Genomic DNA, 24108 nt, shown 5'->3' with positions numbered 1-24108 from the left:
AAGAAAACTACCCTAGAAAAAATTATTATATTCTTGTGGTAAGGAATTATATGGATTAAAACTATAACTCAAAGTCCTTATCTTTAAACGCCACTTAAAAAACACTTCATGAAAAAGCTCTTGTCTTTTCTATTTATCAGTTCTTCTATCTTCACTTTTGCACAAAATCCAGTTGCCACAAGCGGTACAGATGTGCAAAGTAGTCTAGATAAAAAAGAGCAACTGTCGCAATCTTCTCCTTTTAAAAACCTAGAATTTAAAAACATAGGACCTACAGTAATGTCTGGTCGTGTAGTAGATATAGACATTAACCCAGCAGACCCAACAGAAATGTTAGTCGCATATGCCAGTGGCGGTTTATGGTACACTAATAATAACGGTACTAGCTTTACTCCTATTATGGATAATGCTGGCACAATTAATCTAGGTGATATCGCTGCAGACTGGACTTCTAAAACCATATGGGCAGGAACAGGAGAAAACAACTCTAGCCGTAGTAGTTATGCCGGTATAGGTTTACTTAAATCTACCGATTGGGGTAAAACATGGAGCAAGCCCATGCTTACAGACTCTCAACATATAGGACGTATTTTAATAGATCCTAAAAATACCGCCCATGTAGTCGTTGCCGTAACTGGTCCGTTATATTCAGTAAGTGATAATCATGGTATTTACACTACTCAAGATGGTGGTACAACTTGGGATAAAACTCTTTTTGCAACCAGTACTGCAGGTTTTATAGATCTAGCGACAGCACCAAATAATTTTAATATTATGTATGCTGCCAGCTGGGAGAAAAATCGCAAAGCATGGAATTTTGATGGAAATGGAACGGCAAGTGCCATTTATAAAAGTACCGATGCTGGAAAAAACTGGATTAAAATCACTACAGAGGCAAGTGGTTTTCCTGTAGGAAGTGGAACAGGCCGCATAGGACTAGCTGTATATAATGAGAACACCGTATATGCTATTCATGACTCTCAATTTAGAAGACCAGCTCAAAAAACAGATTCTAAAAAAACAACTAGAAATCAACTTTCTAAAAACGATTTTACATCGATGTCCAAAGATGACTTCTTACAACTAGATGATAAAAAACTAAACACCTTTTTAAAACAAAACGGTTTTCAAGAAAAGTACCGCGCCCAAAACGTAAAAAACATGGTACGTGCAGGAGATGCTACTCCTATGGATGTTGCAAAATATCTTGAAACGGCAAACACACAGCTTTTTGACACACCTGTAAAGGGCGCCGAATTGTATCGTTCTAATGATGGTGGTAAGACATGGAATAAGACTCATGAAGGACAGATAGATGGCGTTTTTTACAGCTATGGATACTATTTTGCACAAGTACGTGTAGACCCTAGCGATGTAAATCACCTTTACGTTATGGGCGTACCGATTATTAAATCTGTAGATGGCGGTAAGAACTGGATCAACATTTCAAGAGAAAACGTGCATGCAGACCATCATGCTTTATGGGTAAATCCTAATAAACGTGGTCATATTATCAACGGTAACGACGGTGGACTTAACATCTCCTATGATGATGGTGAGACGTGGATTAAAAACAATTCACCTAGTGTAGGTCAGTTCTACTCTATTAATTACGACACAGAAAAACCGTATAATATTTATGGTGGTTTACAAGATAACGGCGTTTGGGTAGGCGCGCACAACGCAAGAGAAAACAGAGCATGGCAACAAAGAGGTCACTACCCATGGGAAACCATTATGGGTGGCGATGGTATGCAGGTTCAAATAGACGCTAGAAATAGTGACATCGTTTATACCGGATACCAGTTTGGTAACTATTATAGAATAAATCGCGATTCTGGAAAACGCACTTACATACAACCCAAACATGAATTAGGAGAATCTCCATACCGTTTCAACTGGCAAACTCCTATTCTATTAAGCTCACATAATCAGGATATCCTTTATTTAGGTAGCAATAAATTACACCGTTCTATGAACAATGGTACAGACTGGACCGCTATCTCACCAGACCTTACCCAAGGTGGTAAAGAAGGAAATGTAGCTTATGGAACCATAACGACTATTAGTGAATCTCCATTTCAATTCGGATTAATTTACACAGGCTCAGATGACGGTTTAGTACAACTTACTCAAGATAGCGGTGCTACCTGGAAAAGTGTTAAAGGCAACTGGCCGGCAAACTTATGGATAAGTCGTGTCGTTGCTTCTCAACATAAAAAAGAACGTGTTTATGTAACCTTAAACGGTTATCGATTTGATGATTTCACTACCTACGTTTTCATGAGTGATGATTATGGAACTACTTGGAAAAACATAGGCAACAACATTCCTACCTCTCCTGTAAACGTGATTATTGAGCATCCTAAAAGTAAGAATACTCTCTTTGTAGGAACAGATAATGGTAGTTACATAAGTACAGACAGTGGAGCAAATTGGGACATTTTAAATAACGGTATGCCACCAGTTGCCGTTCACGATATGAAAATACAACCAGTTGCAAACGACTTGTTAATCGGTACGCACGGTCGTTCTATTTATACTGCAAATTTAGATGCACTTGCATTGATGAATAATGATGGTTTCGCTTTCGCGAAAATCGATAAAACCAGAGCCTCGTCTAGATATGGATCGCAAGGATTTATGTGGAGCAAAGGACCAGAACCTGCTATAAAACTTTCTTACTACACTCCTATGGCTGGAAAAGTAAAAATAGAAGTGCTCAATAAAGATGGAAAAACCATTTTTGAAGATGCTAGCATGAGTTCTATCGGTATTAACTTTTACACTTATAATGGTACTGTAGGAGAATATGCTGTGAAAAGATTTGACAAAGAAAACAGACCAGTAAAAGCACAAAACGGAAAGTATTATTTACCTAAAGGAGTCTATTCTGTTAAATTAAGTGGTAGTGGTGGAAACGCTAGTCAGGAGTTAGTAGTGGAGTAAAGTATTTGTTTTTCTAAAATGACAAAAAAAGAGATCGATCACATTATTAAGAAAGAATCTGGTACTGTTTTACTAGTAAAAGATTCAGGGCAAACCTTTTTTGAGGCAATTCTTAATAATTGGATATCCTTTCTATCTGTTCTATATTTTTTAAGTCAAAAGAAACTTAACTATCTCGTTTTAACTGAAAAAAGAATAATTTTAATCATTAGAAATAAAGTTTCTAATGAGTACACTCTATCTGATTTTGAAACTATAAATTATAATGGGATAAAAAGCGTTTTAGAAATAACTGATGCAAATCAACAGCTTTCAATTCCTCTAACTAAATTAAAGATAAGTTACGAAGAGTCTAAGATTTTAAAACATCAACTATCAGAGTTTTTAATTCGTAAAAAAACGATGTAGAATCACTCAGTTATCGAAATGTAAATTAATAAGTTATATATGAAATATTACTTTCTATTACTTACCATTGTATTGACTAGTTGCGTAGAACAAAATAAGTCTGAACCACAAATATCATTCATGAAAACAACCATACAGCTAGAAAAAGAGCAAATATCTATAGATCTTTCAAAACCAAATGATATTAGTCTAGCGATACAAAACAATGCTGGAGTTGGTGCTTGGTATATCGATCAACCGGTCATTAAACATGTGGAAGTAGATGGATATGTGGGGAATGTAAAATTGGGTGGCTCGACTAATTTTAATGACGTTAATTTTAATCCGCATAGTCATGGAACACATACGGAATGTATTGGGCATATTACAGAAGAGTTTCATAGTGTGAATAATGCACTAGATGGGACCTTCTTTAAAGCGCAGTTGATAAGTGTAAGACCTCAAGAAATAGATGGCGATCTAGTCATTAATGAATCGGTAACAACTCCTCTCACTACTGGAATAAAGGCTGTGATCTTGCGTACCATGCCTAATCCAGAAAGTAATAAGAGTAAGAATTATTCCAATAGCAACCCACCGTATGTAGATGCTGGATTAATGTTACGCTTTCGCGAAAGCGGAATCCAACACATTCTCATAGATTTACCTAGTGTGGACAAAGAAAAAGATGATGGTGCGTTACTGGCACATAAAGAATTTTGGGATTTTAATGGTGAGCAACGACTAGACGCTACTATCACCGAGTTGATTTATGTACCTGATGTAATAAAAGACGGCTTTTACATGCTAGATCTTCAAGTAGCACCTATAGAAAATGATGCTGCACCTTCTCGTCCTATTCTCTACGAGATATTGTAACTTTGATTTATGGAATTATTATTTTTTCTCGGACTGGCATTAGGAGCAGTCGCTTCATTTTTTATTTTTAAATTCTTTTTTAAAAATGGCAAAAAAGAAAACACACGCGAGCAAAGTGTTGTACTTATGGAGAAAATACGCTCGGTTTGTAAATTCATAACCGTAGAAGGGGATTTTTCTGAAATCTACCACTATCAAAATGTAAAAGACAAAATTGCAAACTTTCTATTAGGAAAGAAAAAAGCCATTATCTTAATTAATGCAAAGGCACATATAGGTTTTGACCTTACTAAAATAGAAATGGATAGCGATCCTGAGAGAAAAACGATTGTTCTTAAGAACTTTCCGCAACCGCAAATTTTGAGTATAGAAACCGATTTTAGTTACTATGACAAGTCAGAAGGATGGGCAAATTATTTTACCAGCGACGACCTTACTGAGGTAACACGCAATGCAAAACAACACATTATTGATAAAGTACCAGAAAGCGGCCTTATGGAACAAGCTCGTAAAGAAGCTATTCTTGCTATTAAAATGATGGAAGGACTCGCAGCAACTATAGGCTGGACCCTAGATTATAATGCCTTAGTTTTAGAAAAACACGAGGAGACTAAAAAACTAGATTCATAAGATGGAAATAGACCAACTTAGGGACTACTGTCTTTCTAAAAAAGGAGCTACAGAAGAGTTCCCCTTTGACGAGGTAACCTTAGTTTTTAAGGTAATGAATAAGATGTTTTGTCTCGCTGGTCTTGAAAAATGGGAACGTGGAGAAAAAACTATAAATCTTAAATGCGATCCTGACAAAGCCATAGAGTTAAGAGAGCAATATGATGGCACTGTAATAGGTGGTTTTCATTCTAATAAAAAACACTGGAATACCATATACACAGACCGTGATATGCCGCGAGAAGAACTGCAACAATGGATAGATCACAGTTATGATCTAGTCGTTGCAAAACTGACTCGCAAAGACAAAGAACTTTTAAAAAACAGCTAATTGGATTCAAAACTCCACACCTTTTATAACGAGCGCATTGCTCAATTTACAGACTCTAGCAACCGTTTACAAAATCAATTGCGCTTATCTAGCACGATACGGTTTCTAGTATTTATAGGTGGTTGTGCTGCCGTTTATTTACTTTTTGATTACTGGCAATATGCCTTATTAGCAGCATTTGTAATATTTGGTATCTTTCTATTTTTAGTTTCTAGACATGAGAATTTAAAACGCAAGCGCGATTTTCAAATAGCATTAAGAGATATTAATGGTAAGGAATTACAAATTCTAGATCGTGATTTTCATGGCTTCCCTGATGGTAAAGAATTTCTAACAGAAGATCATGAATATGGTCGTGATATTGATTTATTCGGTGCAGGGTCTATATTTCAATACCTCAATAGAAGTGTTACTAAAGATGGAATTAAATCACTTGCTCATAAACTAAACAGCAACGACATCTCTCAAATAGAGAAAAAACAAGGAGCTGTAAAAGAACTAGCAAACAAGGTAGATTTTAGACAAGAATTTTGGGCAACAGCTACATTGCTTGATAATGAACGCAATCCCAAATCGATGTTAGAATGGGTAAAAGGCTATGAACCTTTTGTCCCTAAGATATTCTCCTGGTTATGCTGGTTATGGCTAGCGCTGAGTATATCGACATTTGCTCTATACTTCTACGATCTAGTTACTGGTTATGTGCCATCTGTTGTGTTTTTTACAGGTTTAGGAATTACAGGTAAATACATTAAAAGAATCACTGCTTTTTCTGGTAACATAAGTAGTCTAGAATTATTTTTTAGTCAGTACAGTCAGTTAATTCTCGCGATAGAAAATGAAAATTTTGAAAGTGAATTGTTAGTAGAATTAAAGTCAAAAATAACAACCGATGGAGCGCCGGCTTCAGAACGTTTTTATGAACTAGCAAGATCCATAGGAAGACTGGACCAAAGAAACAACATGCTTTTTGGTGTTATGGCAAATGGTCTGGGACTTTGGGATTTAAAACAAGTACATACCATAGAAAACTGGCTACAAGAAAACGCGAGTCATATAGAAAACTGGTTACAAGCCGCTGCAGAGATAGATGCAATGAGCTCGCTAGGTAACTTTGCTTACAACCATCCTGACTTTATTTATCCTAAAATAGTATCAGGTGATTTTCAATTAAAAGCGACAGAGGCACATCACCCTTTATTAGATCCAAACAAATCCATAGGCAACAACATAGATATATCCTCTGGTGAGTTCTTTATCATTACCGGTGCAAACATGGCTGGAAAAAGTACCTTCTTACGAACTGTATCTATGAAAATAGTACTCTCTAACGTAGGCTTACCTGTACGCGCTCAACAAGCGACTTATAGCCCGATTAAGCTGATTACAAGTATGAGAACCAGCGACTCTTTAACAGATGATGAATCGTACTTCTTTAGCGAATTAAAACGTCTTAAATATATAGTTGATAAAATAGAAACCGATCGGTATTTTATTGTTCTTGATGAGATTCTTAAAGGAACTAACAGTCAGGATAAAGCTAACGGTTCTCGCAAGCTTATTGAAAAACTCTCTAGAAAACATGCGACAGGAATTATCGCTACACACGATTTAAGCCTTACTGAAGTAGCAAACGAATACGACACCATTTCCAATTATTTCTTTGACGCAGACATCACTAATGACGAGCTCACCTTTGACTACAAATTCAAAGATGGTATTGCTACTAATATGAATGCGAGTTTCTTGTTGAGGAAAATGGGGATTGTGGATGAGTAGACAGTAGACAAAATATATTCCATTACAAATAATGACGTTAAGTTTTAACTTAAACGATCGAGTTATTTAAGCGTTTTATTTTCTAAAATATCAAAACCAAAAAAACCTTCTTTTACTTCTAACTCAATTATTTTGAACTCATTTCTTCGTTCATAAAATTGATGTGAGAAAACTAGCTGTTTACGATAATACGAATTGTATTGAATTTCAAAAATTGGCTTTCTTTCATTTCTATGTCTTTTCCCTCCAGACATGGAAGATCTACTTATAATAGTATGTTGTTGAATTTCTATTTGCCCACTTGATAAATAAAAATTCATCAAAATAAAAATACCAGAAACGATAAAGCCAAAACTGATTAAAGATTGTAACACAGTAAAAAACATAAGTTTTATACCACTATATATGGGATATATTTTACTGTAGTTTCTTGATATCATAACTACACCTATTATAGTAGCTATGATTACTATAGCACTTAATAATTTAGGATCTACAATAGTCTTACGATAGATTAAAATTTGCCAACACAATAAAGCAAAACCTAGAAATAAAGAATAAGTATAAACTCTTTTTGCAGTTTTATCAGTCATATACTCTACCTGTATTAATCTCTTAACAAACTAATCTTATTAAAGACATCATAGATCACAATACCGGCACAAACTGATATGTTTAAACTGTGTTTAGTACCATATTGATCTAGCTCTATGACTTCTTTACACGCGTCTACTACTTCTTGCTGTACACCTTTTACCTCGTTACCGAGAACAATGGCTACCTTATCACCTTTTGATGGTGAGAAATTATAAAGGTTTTGCGAGCGCTCTGCTTGTTCTATTGCACAGGTTGTATAACCTTGCTCATTGAGCCTGTTTACTATATCCACAGTATCTTCTACATATTCCCATTCTATGGTTTCAGTAGCTCCTAAGGCCGTTTTTCTAATGTCTTTATGAGGTGGTTGTGCAGTGATTCCACATAAATAAATTTTTTCAACACGATAAGCATCTGCACTACGGAAAACGGAACCGATGTTATTTAAACTACGCACGTTATCTAAGACAATTATCAAAGGTGTTTTATCACTTTCTTTAAAACCTTCTGTAGTAAGGCGATCTAGTTCTTCGTTAAGTAGTTTTCTCATCATGTGTCAAAGGTAAGAAGTTGTATTTTCTTTCTAGAAACTTTATTTAGGTAATGGCATTAAAGTTATTCCGCTTTCGCGAAAGCGGAACACAAAAAAAAAGGATAGCCATAAAGCTATCCTTTTATATTATAATTGATTTATGTAATATTATAAGTTAACCGCAGGACAGTTACAACTCCATCTATCTTTTCTACATAAGAAATCGATACCTAAGGTAATCTGGTGAAAACCTCCATTTGCAAACTGTACATCACCAAACTGGTAACTGTAGTTATAGCCAAATGTAAACTCTTTGTACTTTACACCAAGAATAGGAGAAAGAAGAGAAAGGTTTTGTTCTTGTACGCTAGTTCCATCTAAGAACTCAGCCCCATCAAAACTCTGACGGTAAGAAAGTCCCATGTAAAGAACACTAGTATCGTTAAGGTCATAATAAGCCTTTGCATTTATGTCCATAAATTGCTCTCCAGTGCGGTCCGTACGTTGATATAATACAGAAGGTTCCCACTGCCAGTCACTATTACGTGGCGCAAATAAATAACCTACTGTTGCAACATAACGACGCTGGTTAGTACTTTCAAAACCTTCAGAATAAATTTCACGGTTTTGGAAAAGAGCATTTTTAACAGTAAAGTGTGCATAAAATTCTTTGTAGAAGTAAGACATACCTATATCTACATTAAAGTAAGAATCACTTCTAAGAACTCCTGTAATAATAGGGTCAAAATCTGCAAGGTTAAAATCTGATTCATCTAGTCTACTTTGCACTAGACCAGCACTCATACCGAAGGAAAGTCTGTTTAAATCTTCAAAACCACCACCTATTTGTAAGTGATAAGCATAAGAAAGGTAAGCACCAGTTTGTGAGTGATAACCGTTCTTGTCATTAAATAATATTGCTCCTATACCACTATTCTCTCCTATACCTGTATTAAAACTTAACGTTTGTAAGTTAGGCGCGTCTTCTTGATCAAACCATTGCTGTCTTACTGTACCTCTTACTTTACCACATGCCGCAGCTCCTGCCATAGAAGGGTGAAGTAAGTAATAGTTATCTGTTAGATAATCTAAATAAACTGGAACACCTTCTTGTGCGATGGCTAGCTGACCACTAAAAACGATAGCTAGTAAAATGAATAGTTTTTTCATGTTTAGTTTTGTGTAACTCTCTAACGTTATCAACGTTAAAAATGTTTTATACCTTGTTAGTTAATTGATTTTTCAAAAATGAAACAAATGAATTGCTTGGGCGCATTTTCTGAAAAACATCGTCTAAAAACCTAGGATTAGATGACAAGGTTTCAAATATATAAATTTTTGTTTTAGAACAAGGGTTTATAAGGATTATGTTGAACAACTAATGAAATAAAATCACAAATTTGTCCTATAATCTCACAGAATTGGTAAAACAAAAAGCTTCATAAAATTAATCGATTGATTTATATGAAGCTTTACCTTCTTAAGCGCCTTATCTTTGTGTTAGATTAAAATAATTATGGAAAATCATCAAATTAAGGTTGTAAACACTAGTAATGAATCGATTGTAAAATTCGAAAGCAATCATTTCTTAGTAAAAAACCATAGTTACGAGTTTAAAAATATAGATGACGCAAAGCCATCACCTCTAGCACAACAGCTTTTTTACCTTCCTTTTGTAAAAACAGTTTATATCGCACAGAACTTTATCGCTATAGAAAAATATGATATTGTAGAATGGGCAGATGTACAAACAGAGGTGGCAGAGCAAATTGAGACTTTTCTCAATAGTGGCGCTACTCTAGTTACCACAGACCAAGAGAAAAAGAAAGTGCCCGTTACTGTTTATGCAGAGGCTACTCCTAATCCTAATGCAATGAAATTTGTTGCCAATAAAAAACTTACTGTAAACAGCAAGGAGTTTAAAAGCATCAATGATACTGAAGCAAACACACTAGCGAGAGATTTATATAAATTCCCTTTTATTAAGGAGCTTTATGTAGATGAAAACTATATTTCTATTCAAAAGCATGACGTCATTTCTTGGGACGAAGTAACTCACGAGGTGCGTTCTTTCATAAGAGAATCTATTGAAAACGGTAATTCCATAGGAGAAACAAAACATGAAAGTGCCGCTATTGTAAAAGAAAAAGGAGAGTCTACAGACCTACCTAAATTTGAAAATCTAGATGACATTTCTAAAAAGATAGTTGAGATTCTAGATGAATATATAAAACCAGCTGTCGCAAGTGATGGAGGTAATATAGTCTTTGAAGGTTATGAAGAAAGTAGTGGTGAGGTAAGAGTTATTTTACAAGGCGCATGTAGCGGCTGTCCATCTTCTACCATGACTTTGCGCAATGGTATTGAAACTATGCTTAAAGATATGATACCTGGTAAAATAGATAGAGTTGTTGCACTAAATGGCTAAAAAGTGTATCTTTTATGATTAATTAATCATAAAAAAATACAATCATGGCAGTTTTAAAAGTAATCGAGGTATTAGCAAACAGTGACACTAGCTGGGAAGAGGCAACAAATAAAGCCGTTGAACACGCTGCAAAAAGTGTGAAAAACATAAGATCTGTTTACGTAAATGAGCAAAGTGCTCAGGTAAAAGACGGTAAAGTATCTGAATACAGAGTGAATGTAAAAATCACTTTTGAGGTTAATTAATTCTAACCTGCTTTAAATTCTTTAAGGTAAAACGGTTCAAAATAAGCGACATCTACGGTGTCGCTTTTTTTATACTTTTCCATGGCTAGATCGCACATGGTAAGTGCCGTCGGATTAGAAGTAGTATAAGTATGCTGCTCTTCTTTTATAAGCTCTTCGAACTTAGTAATACCAGTCCCGATGAATGTTACGGTTCCGCTTTCGCGAAAGCGAGAAAAACTTTCTTGATCTAATATAACCGCACTAACTGGCTCTATTTGTTCTACACCCTTAAAAACAGCCGCATATACCTCCATCCTTCTAGCATCTAGCATTGCGATAGAAACATTTGAACTGGTATTTTGTTTACTTAAAGATTCTAAGGTACTCACAGCCATCATAGGTATGCTTAAAGCGTAGCACAATCCTTTTACCGTAGCAACACCTATACGCAAACCGGTGTAAGAACCTGGACCTTCACTAACAGCAATACCGTCTAGATCGTTTGCAGTGATATTATTACGTGTTAAAATCTCATTTATGTAAATATGCAGTCGTTCTCCATGGCTGTAACCATCACTATTATCTTCTATTAAATCTAGACAGTGGACAATGCCATATTCATTATCAAAACCTCCATTATCAGACGCTAGTGCAACAGAACAATTAGTAGAGGTAGTTTCTACACATAAAATTAAAGCCATAGGGATAGATGTGCTAGTTTACTTATTCTTCTGTAGAGTATTCTCTAGAAGTATCGTTATTCTTTGAATTAACCGCTTTACCAGATTTTAATGTCTTGGTAACCGTTCTATAAGGTCCGGTAATTACTTTATCACCTTTATCAAGACCAGAAAGTATAACGATATTTTTATCATCTTGAATACCTGTAGTTACTACTCTTAATTTTGCCTTACCATTTACTTCTAGATATACACATTCAAATTTTTCATCGCTCGTAGAAACACTGCTTTTTGCTGGGAAAGCTTTTTCTACCGTATCATTTTTGATTACTATAGAACTTATAGGCACCGCGATTACATCATTCTTTTCTCTAGTTATGATATCTACTGTAGCAGTCATACCTGGTTTAAAAGGACTGTAATTTTCACTCTTACCTTCTACTAATTCTTTGTAACTTTCTGGCAAGATTCTCACTTTTACTTTAAAGTTAGTCACCTGGTCTGCACTTAATGTTCCTGTAGCCGTGTTTGCTATTTCTGTAACCTCACCTTTAAACTGTCTTTTAAGATAAGCGTCTACTTCTACTATAGCTTTGTCACCTACTTCTATCTTAACGATATCATTTTCATTTACATCTACCTCTACTTCCATTTGAGAAAGGTCTGCAACGCGTAGTAATTCTGTACCAGCCATTTGCTGTGTTCCTACTACTCGCTCTCCTAACTCTACCGCTAGCAAAGAAATAGTACCTGTCATAGGGGCAAAAATACTAGTACGCCCCAAGTTATCTGTAGCTTCATTAACTGTCGCTCCAGCACTTTGAACTGAATAGTAAGCAGAACGTTCTGCTGCTTTTGCTCTTTCATAAGACGCAGTGCTTGTATCAAAATCTGATTGTGAGATCACGCCTTTTTCAAAAAGGGTAGAACTACGCTGGTAGTTAGCCTTAGCTTCGGCAAGAGTTGCTTTTGATTGCTCATAACCTGCTCTAGTATTTGCTAGACCAGCTCTAGACCTACTAACACTAGATTGTAGTAAATCTGGGTTTATTCTTGCGAGTAAATCTCCTTTTTTTACGGCCTGCCCTTCTCTTATAGGTAATTCTATAATCTCTCCTGGCACTTCTGGTGATATACTTACCTCTACTTCTGGTGTTATTTTACCAGTGGCGCTTACTGTTTCTACGATGTTCATGGATTGCACATCCATAACCTCTACAGAAACACCTTTATCGCTAGAACCAGCGATTTTCTGGTAGCCAAAAAAGCCTATAGCTATAAAAGCTAGTAGTATTACTATAATTATTATCGCCTTCTTCATGGTTGGGTTTTAAAGTTTTAATTCTTCTGGAGCTATACCATTGAATAATTCCAATACTTTTAGCTTGAAGATATAATCGTATTTATTACTTAACAAAGAACTTTGAGCATTAGTAAGTGCCGTCTGTGCCTGATTAAAGTCAAAAGCATTCATAAGACCTACATTATAACGTTCTCTAGCGTATTCAAATGCTTGTTCTCTAGCCTCTAATGCTGAGGACGCACTTTCATAAGCTGCCTTAGAACCTTTAGCATCATTATATGCTTGATAAATATTACGTTTAAGAGTCAGTTTAGTCTGGTCTTCTGTAAGTTTATTACTTTCTACATTAATCTTACTACGTGCAATATTATTGCTCACAGACCAACCGTTAAAAATAGGTACACTAAGACTTAATCCATAAGAGATACCATCATTACGTGATAATTGATCAAAAAATGGATCTGGATTACCTACCGTAGATGTAAAGTTAGGAGCAACGACACTCTGGTTAGTCCCTTCTACAATACCTATCTGTCTAGTAGGTGCATTAGGATCTAAAAAAGAATTAAAATTACCTTGTCCCGACTCTCTAGTATTGTAATTAAAGAAAGCTGAAAGCCTAGGCAACACAGCTGCCTTTGCAATTTTATAATCTTGCTCTGCCAGTAATGTATTTTGTTCGGCTATTTTTACTTCAAATCTTTTTGAGCGTGCATTTTCATAAATATCTGTCACCGCTTTATCTAGCACAAAACCATTAGGATCAGTTAAATTAGGATCTTGCACATCAAAATTTGTAAAGTCATCTAAATTTAAAATTTGTGCAAGAGCGATTCTCGAGTTTACAATACTGTTAGTTGCAGCAATAATTTGTTGCTCCTCATTTGCATATGTTGCTGCTATTTCTAACAAGTCTCCACGAGGTAAAGAACCAGCTTCTACTAGTTGAGATGTACGATCTATTTGAGCCTTAGTCAGTATATGTTGAGTTTCTAGTCTTTTTAAATTTTCTTTATTAAAAAGAACATTCAGATAAGAGTTTGCAACATTAAGTAAAGTATTATCTTCTATTAACTCAGAATTATATTCTCTTGCTAGAACACTCATCTTTGCTCTTTGCAATCTATAAACATTTGCCCAACCATCAAATAACGTTACTCCAGAGGTGATTCCATAAGAAGAATTACGAGTGGTTTGAGTTTGTAAAACTCCTGTAGTAATATTTTGAGTAAGACCAGTATTCCATGAATTACTAGCACTTGCATTAAGTGAAGGCAAGAAAGAACCTAGGGCATCTTTCTTATCTAACTTTGCAACCTCTGTATTCAGGTCTGCTTGTTTTATATCTATATTATTCTCAATAGCGTACTGGACACATTCTTGTAGGGTCCAGATTTTTGTCGATTGCGCTTTCGCGAAAGCGAAACTTAAAAGAACAATGCTGCAAATTATTAACTTCTTCATAATGTGATAATGTCTATATGTAGATTAAAAATGTAATTTGTTACAGAAAAAATAGAAGCCTCTAAAAATTAGCGCCCAATAGGTGCTTTAAGAGGGTTCCAAACTTTAATTTCATCCGACTTTGTGACACCACTTTTAATCTCTACGTTGATACCGTCGCTTAAACCTAATTCTACATCTCTTCTTTCAAATTCTTGATCACCTGTCTGAATTTCTATAAAAGGTTTTTTAGTTTTAGGATCGTATTGCACAAGCGCTTCTTTAACTGCTAGCACATCAGTTACTCTATCTAAGATAATACTCGCATTTGCGCTGAGACCTGCACGTACAAATGTAGAATCTTGGGCAACCGTTTTTAATGTTCCTTTTATGGCAAATTGTATAGCACCATTTTCTGCAATACCCTTAGGCGCGATGTAGTCTAATACGGCATCAAATTTCTTGTTATTATAAGCTCCTACTGTAATCTCCAGTGGCAGCCCTTCTTTTATTTTACCTACTTCACTCTCGTCCACTTTACCTTCAAAAATCATTTTCTTAACATCTGCAATTACGGCAATAGAAGTACCGTCATTAAAGTTATTTGCTTCAATTACTTGATTTCCTTCTTTTACCGGTACATCTAGCACCATACCAGATACTGTTGCACGTACACTTGTGTTAGCATATTTACCTAATCCAGCAGTGGTACCTGTTCTAATGATGTCATAATTTTGCAATGAACTGGTTAAACTAACTTGTTCTTGCTTATAACGTTGCACCGCATTATTGTATGCATTTTGTGCTAGATCAAAATCATTTGCTGCAATAACTCCTTTATCAAAGAGCGCTTTTTGTCTGTCGTAAATAGCTTTTTGGTTATCTCTAGCAAGTTTTGCTGTTTCTACCGTAGTGCGCTGTCCTGCAATATTGTTTTTTGCATTAGTAAGAGAGCTCACGTTAGGAACTACTTTAATATCTGCTATTAAGTCACCAGCCTCTACATAATCACCTGCTTCTACATGTATTTTATCAATCACACCAGAAATATTAGGTTTAATATTCACCTCTTCTTTAGGGACTATACTACCTGTAGCAACTGTTTCTTTTAGTATGGTCTTTGTCTCAGCTTGCTCTGTCTTATACTCCATAGGATCTTCAAGATCTTTAGTATAGATATACCAGATTCCTGCTGCTGCTGCAAACAAGATTACTAATAATGTTATGACGGTTCCTGTACGTTTCATTTATAATGTATTAATGGATGATTCTTTTTTATTCTGTTCTTAAAGCGTCTACTGGCTTCATGGTAGTAGCCCTAGAAGCCGGTATAAAACCAGCGAGTAGTCCGGCTATACTTAATATTATTAAAGCAATAACTATTACTACAATATTTACTGAAGGGTTTGCAAAGTTCTCTACTGGCCCATTATTATCTAAGAAGTAATTCATAAACCAAATAAGCCCTGCGGAAAAGGCAATACCTGCAAGCCCTGAAATTAATGTCAATACAATAGACTCTTGTAAAATTTGAGATTTAATAGCCCATGGGGTAGCACCTAAAGCGCGACGTACACCTATTTCATTAGTACGTTCTTTAACTACAATAAGCATAATGTTAGAGATACCTATACCACCAGAAAGCAATACCAATGCACCTACAAAATATCCTACAAAAGAAAGGATATCAAATAGACCTGTAAATTTTGCAAATAACTCTGCTCTATCAAAATTACCTATCGCACGTTTATCATCTGGATGAACACTACGTTGTTCTCTCATAATAGAAAGCACTTGCTCTTTAACATCTGTTATACTGACGTTATCATGAGCGGTTATAGCCATCCACTGTACATTATCAGCAGTATTAAAAGCCTTGGCAAATGATGTAAATGGAATAAAAATAGTATTAGCCTCTTCCTCACTATCTCCTTGGGTATTCGGATTTTCAAAAACCCCTACGACCTTAAAGTTTACTCCTTGTAATTTTATATAAGTTCCTATAGGCTCTTCACCTATATCATAAAGTGATTTTACCACATCAGTACCTATTACGGCACTTTTCATCTCTTTTTGAATATCAGAATAATTGAGCCACCTACCTTTTACAATATCCATATATTGTTGGTATATGTATTCTGGATAATCACCGTTTACTTGAAAGGCTCCAGTTTTCTCATCGCGAGTTACATTATTTGCACCCTGATAACCACCTAACTGCTGTCTAGGGGAAACATATTTAAGTGAAGGCATTTTTTCTTTGAGCACTTCAACATCAGCAAGTTTGAATTGAACTCTGCGACCTTTATTCATTCCTTTATAAGGTACTGAGGTACTTTGACCCCACATGAACATAGAGTTAGTAGCGCTATTTGCAAAATTTGCAGTAGCGCCATTTCTCAATCCATTAGTTAACGCTAGTAATGCTACTAATATAAAGATACCCCAAAACACACCAAAAGCGGTAAGCAATGTTCTCAACTTATTAGCATTAAGTGCTTCTATTATTTCTATCCAGCGGTCTCTATTGAACATATTACTCGTCTCTTAAGGCTTCTATAGGTTTAATATTTGCAGCTCTTCTAGCAGGAATAAAACCAGCTAATGTACCTGCGACAATTAGGATAATTACCGTGGTTATAGAAGTAGTAAAATCTACTGTAGGGTTATTTATAAAATCAGTCTCTGCATATGGCGCGATCAACTGTAATAATCCTACACCGGCAAACAGACCTATTAATCCAGAAAGTGCAGTTATAAAGATAGACTCTTGTAAAATCATCCATATAATTTCACTAGGTAATGCACCTAGTGCTTTACGTATCCCTATCTCTTTTGTTCTCTCTTTAACGACTATCAACATGATATTACCTACTCCTACTATACCAGCGATAATAGTACCTATACCTATAAACCAAAACACCATTCTTATTGTGTCGATTAAACTGTATATTTTCTTAGCTTCTTCAAGAGTATCGTTAACTCTTACAGCAATTCTATCGTCTGGAGCAACACTAAATTTTGTTCTTAAATCTTGATCTATAGATTGTCTCATTGCAGCACTAAGAGCTACAGCTTCGTCAAAGTTGTCACTCATTTTAACCGTATAAGCAATACGGTTGATATTCTCTCCTGCGTTAAATACTTTTTGCGCTGTAGTCATGGGTATAAATAACCTAGACTCTTCTCTACTACCGCCTGGATCTGTATAAACACCTACCACAGTAAAGTTGATGTTGTTATTAACCAAAATAACCTCTCCTATAGGATCTGTATCAGGAAAAAGATCCTCCTTCATTTGATATCCTAACACGGCAACTTTGCGAGACTCGTCCACGTCAGACTGACTTAAGAAGCGTCCTTGAGTTAAAGTTGCATTTTCAATAAATTGTTGATCTGGGAAGGAACCTTCTATGCGATAACTACCTTGTTTTTCTTTATAATTAATTTCTCCACCCCAAGTATTATAAAGACTAGTTTTATACTCTATTTGATCCTCATACTTAACATTAAGAGTCTCGTAGTCAGAATTAGTCATTTGTAATTTCCTACCAGGATTAAGTCCATTAAAACCTTTGGTAGTAGTACGCGTACTTACTTGTATGCGATTAGTAGCGTCACCCTCAAACTGAGTACGAACACCATTTTCAATTCCTGATGAAAAACCTAACAAAATAACCAATATAAATATACCAGCTGCTACCGACAGACTAGTCAAAAAAGTACGTAGCTTATTCTTACTTATGGTTTCAAAGATTTCTTGCCATCTCTCAATATTAAACATGAGCAGATGCTTTAATCTGATTTACTAATCTATCATCTATAATTCTACCATCTTTAAGATTCACGACACGTTTAGTCATTTCGGCTATATCAGGTTCGTGTGTAACGATAAGAATAGTTCTACCTTCTTCATTAATACCTTGAATAAGCTCCATAACTTCATAAGAGGTTTTTGTATCTAGAGCTCCAGTAGGCTCATCGGCAAGTAATACTTTAGGGTCACTAGCAAGAGCACGTGCTATGGCAACACGTTGTTTCTGACCACCAGAAAGTTGATTAGGCAAGTGATTTGCCCAGTCTGCAAGACCTACTTTTTCTAGGTAATGCATAGCCTTTTCATCACGTTCTTTACGACCTACTTTCTGATAATAAAGAGGCAAGGCCACATTATCAACGGCGGTTTTATAATTAATAAGATTAAATGATTGAAAAATAAAACCAAGAAACTTGTTGCGGTATTGAGCAGCAATTTTTTCGTTAAGGTTTTTTATAGGCGTATTATCTAGCATGTAAGTACCCTGATCTGCCTCATCTAGCATACCTAATATATTAAGTAAAGTAGATTTACCAGACCCTGAAGAACCCATTATAGAAACCAACTCACCTTCTTTTACAGAAAAATCAATACCTTTTAAAACATGTAATGACGTATTTCCTGTAACGTAAGACTTCTGCAGATTAGTAATTTCGATCATGGCTAGTGTTTATGAAACCTAATTTAAAGGCCTATTTCTAATAGACCCTAAAATTGCGCACTTGTTACACTAAAAATTATAATAAAATGTTAATATACATAAATCAACATCTATTTGAAATCTCTATAGATAGTGACTAACAGATTATTACGATTCCATCTCCTTAGAACCCTTTTGAGTATTTCTATAAATCATGTAAATAATCGCACCTACTAACAAGTATGGAAAAACCATTAAATAGGTGATTCCGTTGTTAAGCCCTTCAGCAGCTGCGGTATCTCCAGAACTTTCTATAACGGCACGGCACATGGCGCATTGCGCTTTCGCGAAAGCGGGAAAACTAAAAACAATAACTAGAATAAATAATTTTTTCATAGTACAATATTAGTAGTAAGGTTGCATGAAAACATACACTAAAACACCAGTCACCGCAACGTATAACCAAATAGGAAACGTCCAACGAGCTATCTTTTTATGCTTTTCAAACTTTTTATTCCATGCAAAATACATCGTGTATAACACTAATGGCAGTATAATTCCAGAAAGAACGATGTGAGTTAGGAGTATGAATAAATAAAGTGCTTTGAGCGGTGCCTCATCTGGATAAGGTACTGGATCGTTACTGATTTTAGAAATCACATAACTTACTAAAAACACAGCACTCAATAAGAAGGCTGTCGTCATAACCCACCTGTGCGCTGTTCTACTTTCCTTTTTAATAAGAATAAAACCTGTAGTTAACAACACAGCGGTCATACCATTAATAACTGCATGAAATAATGGCAACAAACCTGATTCTATACCTAAAAAGTTATAACGCTCTGGCATAAGCATTAAAAAAACAACTACTAGCGGTACTAGAATAGAAATAATTATAATTATAGCGGGACCTCTTTTCTCTAACATATTTTACTTGTTTAAAAGTGTTTCTGCATCTTCAATAATCTCATTTAATTGGGCAGGTATATCATTTTCCTGAACACCACTGTAGTGATATATCCAGTTTTCATTATCCTTATCGATACGCACTTTACGAGAGCGTATGTAACCATCACGATCTACTAACGCAAAATTACCGCTGTGTTCAAAACGTATCGCCTTGTCATCACTCTCACCTACATAGGCGTTAAACCCTTCACGACTTAGTTTATAAGTAGCTTCTTTATCTCCTACTAGAAATTGCCAGTGATCATTTGCATCATACTTAGCAGCATACTCTTTTAAAACCGCAGGTTGATCATGATCTGGATCAATAGTAATTGAAACAGTTCTAAAATCTTCATGACTAGAAAGCGCTTCACTAACCTTGGACATATTGATACTCATAGGAGTACAAATAGTAGGACATGTGGTAAAGAAAAAATCTATCACATAAACCTTACCGAGTAGTGAATCGTTAGTAATAGTATCGCCATCTTGATTTATAAATTTAAAATCTGGGACTTTATTGAATTTCTTTAGGAACTTATCTCCTACAGGCACGCGATCTTCTGACCTGTTGCTATCTACTATCTTATCTTTATTTACATAATGAATAACATTAGTAACAGCAAAGTAACCAAAAATGATAATTATAATACCTAACCCTACGTAGTATGGAGTATCGCTTTTCTTATCGCTCATCTTTCTGTATTTTTTCGTCTCTATTTTTCTTAAATGCAAATCTATACTCTGCAAGCAAGACTCTTATATCATCCATCATTCTTTTATTAAGATTTGCAATAAGATAAGTGTCATAACCGTAAACCATACCCAACTCTGGGTCGTCATTGCGACCTCTTAAAGACATTTGTTTATCGATTATAAAAGCATGCTCTGAAGAGAGATCTTTATTGAGACTTAAGTCAGACTCAAAAGAATTGAATAATTTATTTATAGCATCATCACTACCCACTAGAAAATGCCAGTCATTAAGATCTGTACTTTCTGCCATTTGCAACTTAATCTCTTCTATATCTTTTACTCCAGCTTCTGGAAAAATACTTATCATTTGAAACCCATCAAACTCATGAAAGTCTTTATAGATTTTTTCATTCACATTAGAAACATATCCTATTCTCTTATAAGGCTGATTTCCCAAAAAGGTAACAATAGACACACTATCTTTTAAATGAATAGGCTCACCATCTAAGTTCCTAAAACCGTCTAGGCTTGAGACCTTTTCTGTTACAATAGGCAATGTTTTAAAGTGATGTTCTCCATTTAAGAAAAACAAATAAGTAAGCAATGGCAACGCAAACAGTATTACTAGAACGCTTATTATCGCCACCCTACTAGTTTGCTTAATCCCTTCGGCTTCAGGAAATTTAGACATAATTCTTTTTTAAAAATGAGGTATAAAAAAGGACGGAAAAACCGTCCTTTTTTATATGTTTATTTAGTAGCCACTAGAAGTCAAAACTTACAGCTGCATTTTTATAAACTTGATAAATATATTCTCCTTCTACTAATAGAATAACCATTAAGTATATGATTAAGAAAACTGAAGTCCATACCACAGATCTTCTTAAACCACTTGCCTCATCTCTCATGTGCATAAAGTCCCATGTGATGTAATAAGCTTTTACTAATGTAAGAATTATAAATATCCAATTTAATAATTTGAGACCTATAACCTTTGCATTTAAAAAATCTGGTTTAATGTAACCTAAAGCTACTTCTACTATCGTTATTAAAGAAAGGAATATTAATACACCCCAAATCTTTTGCGTATTAGATTTGAACTTTAAAGTTCCTCTAAAAATCGCTAATTTATGTCCGTCGTGTGCTGCGTGATCTGCCATTTTAATATCTTAAAAAATTATACTAGGTAGAAGAATGTAAATACAAATACCCAAACTAAATCTACAAAGTGCCAGTAAAGACCTACTTTCTCTACCATTTCATAACTACGTCTTTTCTCATAAGTTCCTAAAAGAACATTAAAGAAAATGATCAGATTAAAAATTACACCAGAGAAAACGTGAAAACCGTGAAAACCTGTAATAAAGAAAAAGAAATCTGCAAATAGAGGAGCACCGTATTCATTTTCAGTAAGGTTTGCACCTTCTACAACACCTACAGCGTCTTTATTTAATTTTACTAAAGCATCTTCTCTAGAAAGAACTAGTTTCTCACTAGCACCAGTTTCTTCATTTACGACTAACTGCTGCGTTCTTATAGTAACGTTAGGGTTATCTACAAAACCTTTCTTAACCTCTTCTATGGTATAAGTTGCGTTATACTCACCAGATGTGGTATACCATATACCTTCACTGTTACCATAAGTATCTACATCTCTAGGACCTACTTCAACAAATTCATTTAAAGCAACTCTCTCACCAGTTTTAACATCTAGAAACTGAAGAATCTTTCCTCCTTTAGTTTTTACTGCTCCATATTCACCAGCGATAAAGTTTTTCCATTCCCAGGCTTGAGAACCTACGAATATTAAACCACCAATTATGGTAAGTAACATATAAAGAGATACCTTTTTCTTGTTCATGTGGTGTCCTGCATCTACTGCAAGTACCATAGTAACAGAAGAACCGATAAGAATAAAGGTCATCAATGCCACATAGAACATAGGCGCATCAGTGCCATGTAAGAATGGGAAGTGATTGAATACCTCATCTGCGATAGGCCATTCTTCAATAAATTTAAATCTCGAGAAACCGTAGGCTGCAAGAAATCCTGTGAAGGTTAATGCATCCGATAGGATGAAAAACCACATCATCATTTTCCCGTAGCTGACGTTAAGCGGCTTAGACGCTCCACCCCATTTTTGACCTTCGGTACCAGTAGTAGCTACTGTTGTGTCCATAACTTTAGATTAGTTGTAATATATTGCAAAAATAGGTTAAAAAATATCTTTAGCAAAAACTAAAAACAGAAGAAGAAAAATCCATAGCACATCAACAAAGTGCCAGAAGATCGCTCCTAATTCAAAACCTAACATTTTTTCATTAGAATATTTTTTTGTCACAGCCTTAAAGGTAATGACTGTTAAGGAGATAAGGCCTGCAACTATGTGTGCTAGATGCGCCATTACCATGATGTAAATAAACGATCCTGCGACGCTACTTCCTTTTCCTGTAAAGAAAATTCCAGCATCGGTTAATGACCCAAAAGCCATAAATTGCATAATTACAAAGGCAGTTCCCAATAAAAAAGTAATAAAAGTAAGAATCGCAGCGCCAGATAGGTTATTACTTTTCAGACTTTTCTTTGCTAAAAACAAAGTAAGCGAGCTCAATAAAATAACACCTGTGCTATAAAAAAACTCTGAAGGCAAATCTACATCTACCCAGTCTCTACGGCTGCTACTTATTATATAAGCACTAGTTAACCCAGCAAACATCATGGTAAGACTCATGATGGCAAACCACATCATCTGTTTTTTAGATCTTGCGATTTTTTCCTCAATAGGTAATTGCGTTATATCTATCATTTTTATCTTATAAATTTATCTACTACATAAATTATTTGAATAAGTGTAATGTAACTCACACTTACTAACATTAATTTTTTTGCAATAGCATTACTTCTTTCTTTATATAATTTAATAGCGTAGTATAAAAACCAGCCTCCTAACAACCCAACTATTACAGCGCTATAAGGAGTCATGTACAAATCTCCAGTAACGCCAAAAACAGGTACTAAAGACACCATGACCGTCCAGATAGTATATAATATAATTTGTACCGCAGTACCCTTATCTGCCGCACCGGTAGGGAGCATTTTAAACCCTCCAGCTTTATAGTCGTCTTCTAACATCCATCCTATCGCCCAAAAGTGAGGAAATTGCCAAAAAAACTGCAACATAAATAAAGTTCCTGGCTCTATACCAAAATTTCCACTAGCAGCAACCCAACCTAACATATAAGGAATCGCACCTGGAAAAGCACCTACAAAGACACATAATGGCGTCCTAGTCTTTAACGGAGTATAAACAGCGGCATAAAGCAAAATGCTTAACGCACCAAAAAATGCCGTAGCAAAATTGATTAAAAACAGCATGTAAATACCGCTTAAAGCCATTATAACACCGTAAATCCAAGCGTTTTTAACGGACACTCTACCGGTAGGTAGCGGTCTGTTTTGAGTACGCTTCATTAAAGCGTCTAGATCTTTCTCTATAATCTGGTTAAAAACATTTGAAGAACCTACAAGAAAATAACCACCTATACATAAAAGAACAAGGGTTTGCCACTCATAAGTATTTGCAGCTAGAAAATATCCAGCAATAGATGAAAACACCACAACTATGGATAGTCTAGGCTTAGTAATCTCGATGTAATTTTTCAACATACTAGGAGATCGTTCTATGGCATTTACTTCTGTCAAAAAAAAGCTGTTTTTAAAGGAGTGCAAAGATACCTCACAACTACTTTGTTGCAAAGGTTTTAAAAAGCTTTCGGTCTAATTTATATTGATTGTACGATTAA

General features: G+C 35.2%; 26 protein-coding genes. 8 read left to right on the top strand and 18 right to left on the bottom strand.

The features are described 5' to 3' along the window. Window positions 1-108: 108 nt before the first annotated feature. The 6 genes from ACJJVN_RS13450 to ACJJVN_RS13425 are packed head-to-tail and all read left to right on the top strand — an operon-like array spanning window position 109 to window position 6994. On the top strand, window positions 109-2949 hold the full coding sequence (locus tag ACJJVN_RS13450; protein WP_405378688.1) for a WD40/YVTN/BNR-like repeat-containing protein: 2841 nt from the start codon (window positions 109-111) through the stop codon (window positions 2947-2949). 18 nt (window positions 2950-2967) lie between these two features. After that, complete coding sequence (locus tag ACJJVN_RS13445) at window positions 2968-3357, top strand: hypothetical protein (RefSeq protein WP_405369997.1); 390 nt, start codon at window positions 2968-2970, stop codon at window positions 3355-3357. A gap of 39 nt (window positions 3358-3396) precedes the next feature. Continuing rightward, complete coding sequence (locus tag ACJJVN_RS13440; protein WP_405378686.1) at window positions 3397-4215, top strand: cyclase family protein; 819 nt, start codon at window positions 3397-3399, stop codon at window positions 4213-4215. 9 nt (window positions 4216-4224) lie between these two features. Beyond that, window positions 4225-4845, top strand: coding sequence for a DUF4230 domain-containing protein (locus ACJJVN_RS13435; protein WP_405378684.1), 621 nt, complete (start codon window positions 4225-4227; stop codon window positions 4843-4845). Window position 4846: 1 nt separating this feature from the next. Then, window positions 4847-5215, top strand: a complete 369-nt coding sequence (locus tag ACJJVN_RS13430; protein ID WP_405378682.1) for an MmcQ/YjbR family DNA-binding protein — start codon at window positions 4847-4849, stop codon at window positions 5213-5215. After that, entirely contained in the window at window positions 5216-6994 is a 1779-nt protein-coding gene (locus ACJJVN_RS13425; RefSeq protein WP_405378680.1) for a MutS-related protein, read from the top strand. It begins immediately after the preceding gene. 62 nt (window positions 6995-7056) lie between these two features. Here the strand turns inward: ACJJVN_RS13425 and ACJJVN_RS13420 are convergent, their stop codons facing one another. The 3 genes from ACJJVN_RS13420 to ACJJVN_RS13410 all read right to left on the bottom strand — a co-directional run bounded on the left by ACJJVN_RS13420 (window position 7057) and on the right by ACJJVN_RS13410 (window position 9293). Further along, window positions 7057-7587: a hypothetical protein gene (locus tag ACJJVN_RS13420; protein WP_405378678.1), complete on the bottom strand. Its 531-nt coding sequence runs from the start codon at window positions 7585-7587 to the stop codon at window positions 7057-7059. A 14-nt stretch (window positions 7588-7601) separates the two neighbouring features. Beyond that, on the bottom strand, window positions 7602-8141 hold the full coding sequence (locus tag ACJJVN_RS13415; RefSeq protein ID WP_405379258.1) for an RNA methyltransferase: 540 nt from the start codon (window positions 8139-8141) through the stop codon (window positions 7602-7604). A 150-nt stretch (window positions 8142-8291) separates the two neighbouring features. Beyond that, the gene (locus tag ACJJVN_RS13410; RefSeq protein ID WP_104514358.1) at window positions 8292-9293 is read right to left on the bottom strand and encodes a type IX secretion system membrane protein PorP/SprF; all 1002 of its coding nucleotides are present in this window, start codon (window positions 9291-9293) and stop codon (window positions 8292-8294) included. 346 nt (window positions 9294-9639) lie between these two features. Here ACJJVN_RS13410 and ACJJVN_RS13405 point away from each other — a divergent pair, with 346 nt between their 5' ends. Next, complete coding sequence (locus ACJJVN_RS13405) at window positions 9640-10551, top strand: NifU family protein (RefSeq protein ID WP_104514357.1); 912 nt, start codon at window positions 9640-9642, stop codon at window positions 10549-10551. 44 nt (window positions 10552-10595) lie between these two features. Further along, window positions 10596-10796, top strand: a complete 201-nt coding sequence (locus ACJJVN_RS13400; protein WP_104514356.1) for a dodecin family protein — start codon at window positions 10596-10598, stop codon at window positions 10794-10796. Between the two features lie 2 nt (window positions 10797-10798). On the opposite strand, the gene tsaB is transcribed toward ACJJVN_RS13400, so the two are convergent. The 15 genes from tsaB to cyoE form a co-directional block, all read right to left on the bottom strand. Then, window positions 10799-11479, bottom strand: a complete 681-nt coding sequence (gene tsaB, locus ACJJVN_RS13395; RefSeq protein WP_104514355.1) for a tRNA (adenosine(37)-N6)-threonylcarbamoyltransferase complex dimerization subunit type 1 TsaB — start codon at window positions 11477-11479, stop codon at window positions 10799-10801. 22 nt (window positions 11480-11501) lie between these two features. Beyond that, a complete protein-coding gene (locus ACJJVN_RS13390; RefSeq protein ID WP_405378676.1) occupies window positions 11502-12779 on the bottom strand; it encodes an efflux RND transporter periplasmic adaptor subunit in 1278 nt (425 codons plus the stop codon). 9 nt (window positions 12780-12788) lie between these two features. Continuing rightward, on the bottom strand, window positions 12789-14225 hold the full coding sequence (locus tag ACJJVN_RS13385; protein WP_405378675.1) for a TolC family protein: 1437 nt from the start codon (window positions 14223-14225) through the stop codon (window positions 12789-12791). A 68-nt stretch (window positions 14226-14293) separates the two neighbouring features. After that, a complete protein-coding gene (locus ACJJVN_RS13380) occupies window positions 14294-15451 on the bottom strand; it encodes an efflux RND transporter periplasmic adaptor subunit (RefSeq protein WP_405378673.1) in 1158 nt (385 codons plus the stop codon). Between the two features lie 28 nt (window positions 15452-15479). Next, window positions 15480-16739 carry an ABC transporter permease gene (locus tag ACJJVN_RS13375; RefSeq protein WP_405378671.1) on the bottom strand — a complete coding sequence of 420 codons (1260 nt, stop codon included), beginning with the start codon at window positions 16737-16739 and terminating at the stop codon, window positions 15480-15482. A gap of 1 nt (window position 16740) precedes the next feature. Next, the gene (locus ACJJVN_RS13370; protein ID WP_405378669.1) at window positions 16741-17988 is read right to left on the bottom strand and encodes an ABC transporter permease; all 1248 of its coding nucleotides are present in this window, start codon (window positions 17986-17988) and stop codon (window positions 16741-16743) included. Further along, window positions 17981-18682 (bottom strand): ABC transporter ATP-binding protein, encoded by a 702-nt coding sequence (locus tag ACJJVN_RS13365; RefSeq protein ID WP_104514349.1) that lies wholly within the window; start codon window positions 18680-18682, stop codon window positions 17981-17983. The genes ACJJVN_RS13370 and ACJJVN_RS13365 overlap by 8 nt, the downstream gene beginning before the upstream one ends. A gap of 147 nt (window positions 18683-18829) precedes the next feature. Beyond that, on the bottom strand, window positions 18830-19057 hold the full coding sequence (locus ACJJVN_RS13360; RefSeq protein WP_104514348.1) for a hypothetical protein: 228 nt from the start codon (window positions 19055-19057) through the stop codon (window positions 18830-18832). Window positions 19058-19066: 9 nt separating this feature from the next. Then, complete coding sequence (locus ACJJVN_RS13355; protein WP_104514347.1) at window positions 19067-19588, bottom strand: DUF420 domain-containing protein; 522 nt, start codon at window positions 19586-19588, stop codon at window positions 19067-19069. A 3-nt stretch (window positions 19589-19591) separates the two neighbouring features. Beyond that, the gene (locus ACJJVN_RS13350) at window positions 19592-20305 is read right to left on the bottom strand and encodes an SCO family protein (protein ID WP_104514346.1); all 714 of its coding nucleotides are present in this window, start codon (window positions 20303-20305) and stop codon (window positions 19592-19594) included. Beyond that, complete coding sequence (locus ACJJVN_RS13345) at window positions 20295-20996, bottom strand: membrane or secreted protein (protein ID WP_405378666.1); 702 nt, start codon at window positions 20994-20996, stop codon at window positions 20295-20297. The genes ACJJVN_RS13350 and ACJJVN_RS13345 overlap by 11 nt, the downstream gene beginning before the upstream one ends. Window positions 20997-21069: 73 nt before the next feature. Then, window positions 21070-21465, bottom strand: a complete 396-nt coding sequence (locus ACJJVN_RS13340) for a cytochrome C oxidase subunit IV family protein (RefSeq protein ID WP_104514344.1) — start codon at window positions 21463-21465, stop codon at window positions 21070-21072. A 17-nt stretch (window positions 21466-21482) separates the two neighbouring features. Continuing rightward, the gene (locus tag ACJJVN_RS13335) at window positions 21483-22484 is read right to left on the bottom strand and encodes a cytochrome c oxidase subunit 3 (protein WP_104514343.1); all 1002 of its coding nucleotides are present in this window, start codon (window positions 22482-22484) and stop codon (window positions 21483-21485) included. Window positions 22485-22520: 36 nt separating this feature from the next. Further along, a complete protein-coding gene (locus ACJJVN_RS13330; protein ID WP_245890616.1) occupies window positions 22521-23111 on the bottom strand; it encodes a cytochrome c oxidase subunit 3 in 591 nt (196 codons plus the stop codon). Window positions 23112-23113: 2 nt separating this feature from the next. Further along, window positions 23114-24007 carry a heme o synthase gene (gene cyoE, locus ACJJVN_RS13325; RefSeq protein ID WP_104514342.1) on the bottom strand — a complete coding sequence of 298 codons (894 nt, stop codon included), beginning with the start codon at window positions 24005-24007 and terminating at the stop codon, window positions 23114-23116. Window positions 24008-24108: the final 101 nt, after the last annotated feature.

The organism is Nonlabens sp. Asnod3-A02 (assembly GCF_045063755.1).
Taxonomy (GTDB): domain Bacteria; phylum Bacteroidota; class Bacteroidia; order Flavobacteriales; family Flavobacteriaceae; genus Nonlabens; species Nonlabens xylanidelens.
Note: the sequence above shows the minus strand (reverse complement) of the source record. Positions and strands in the feature narration are given on the sequence as shown.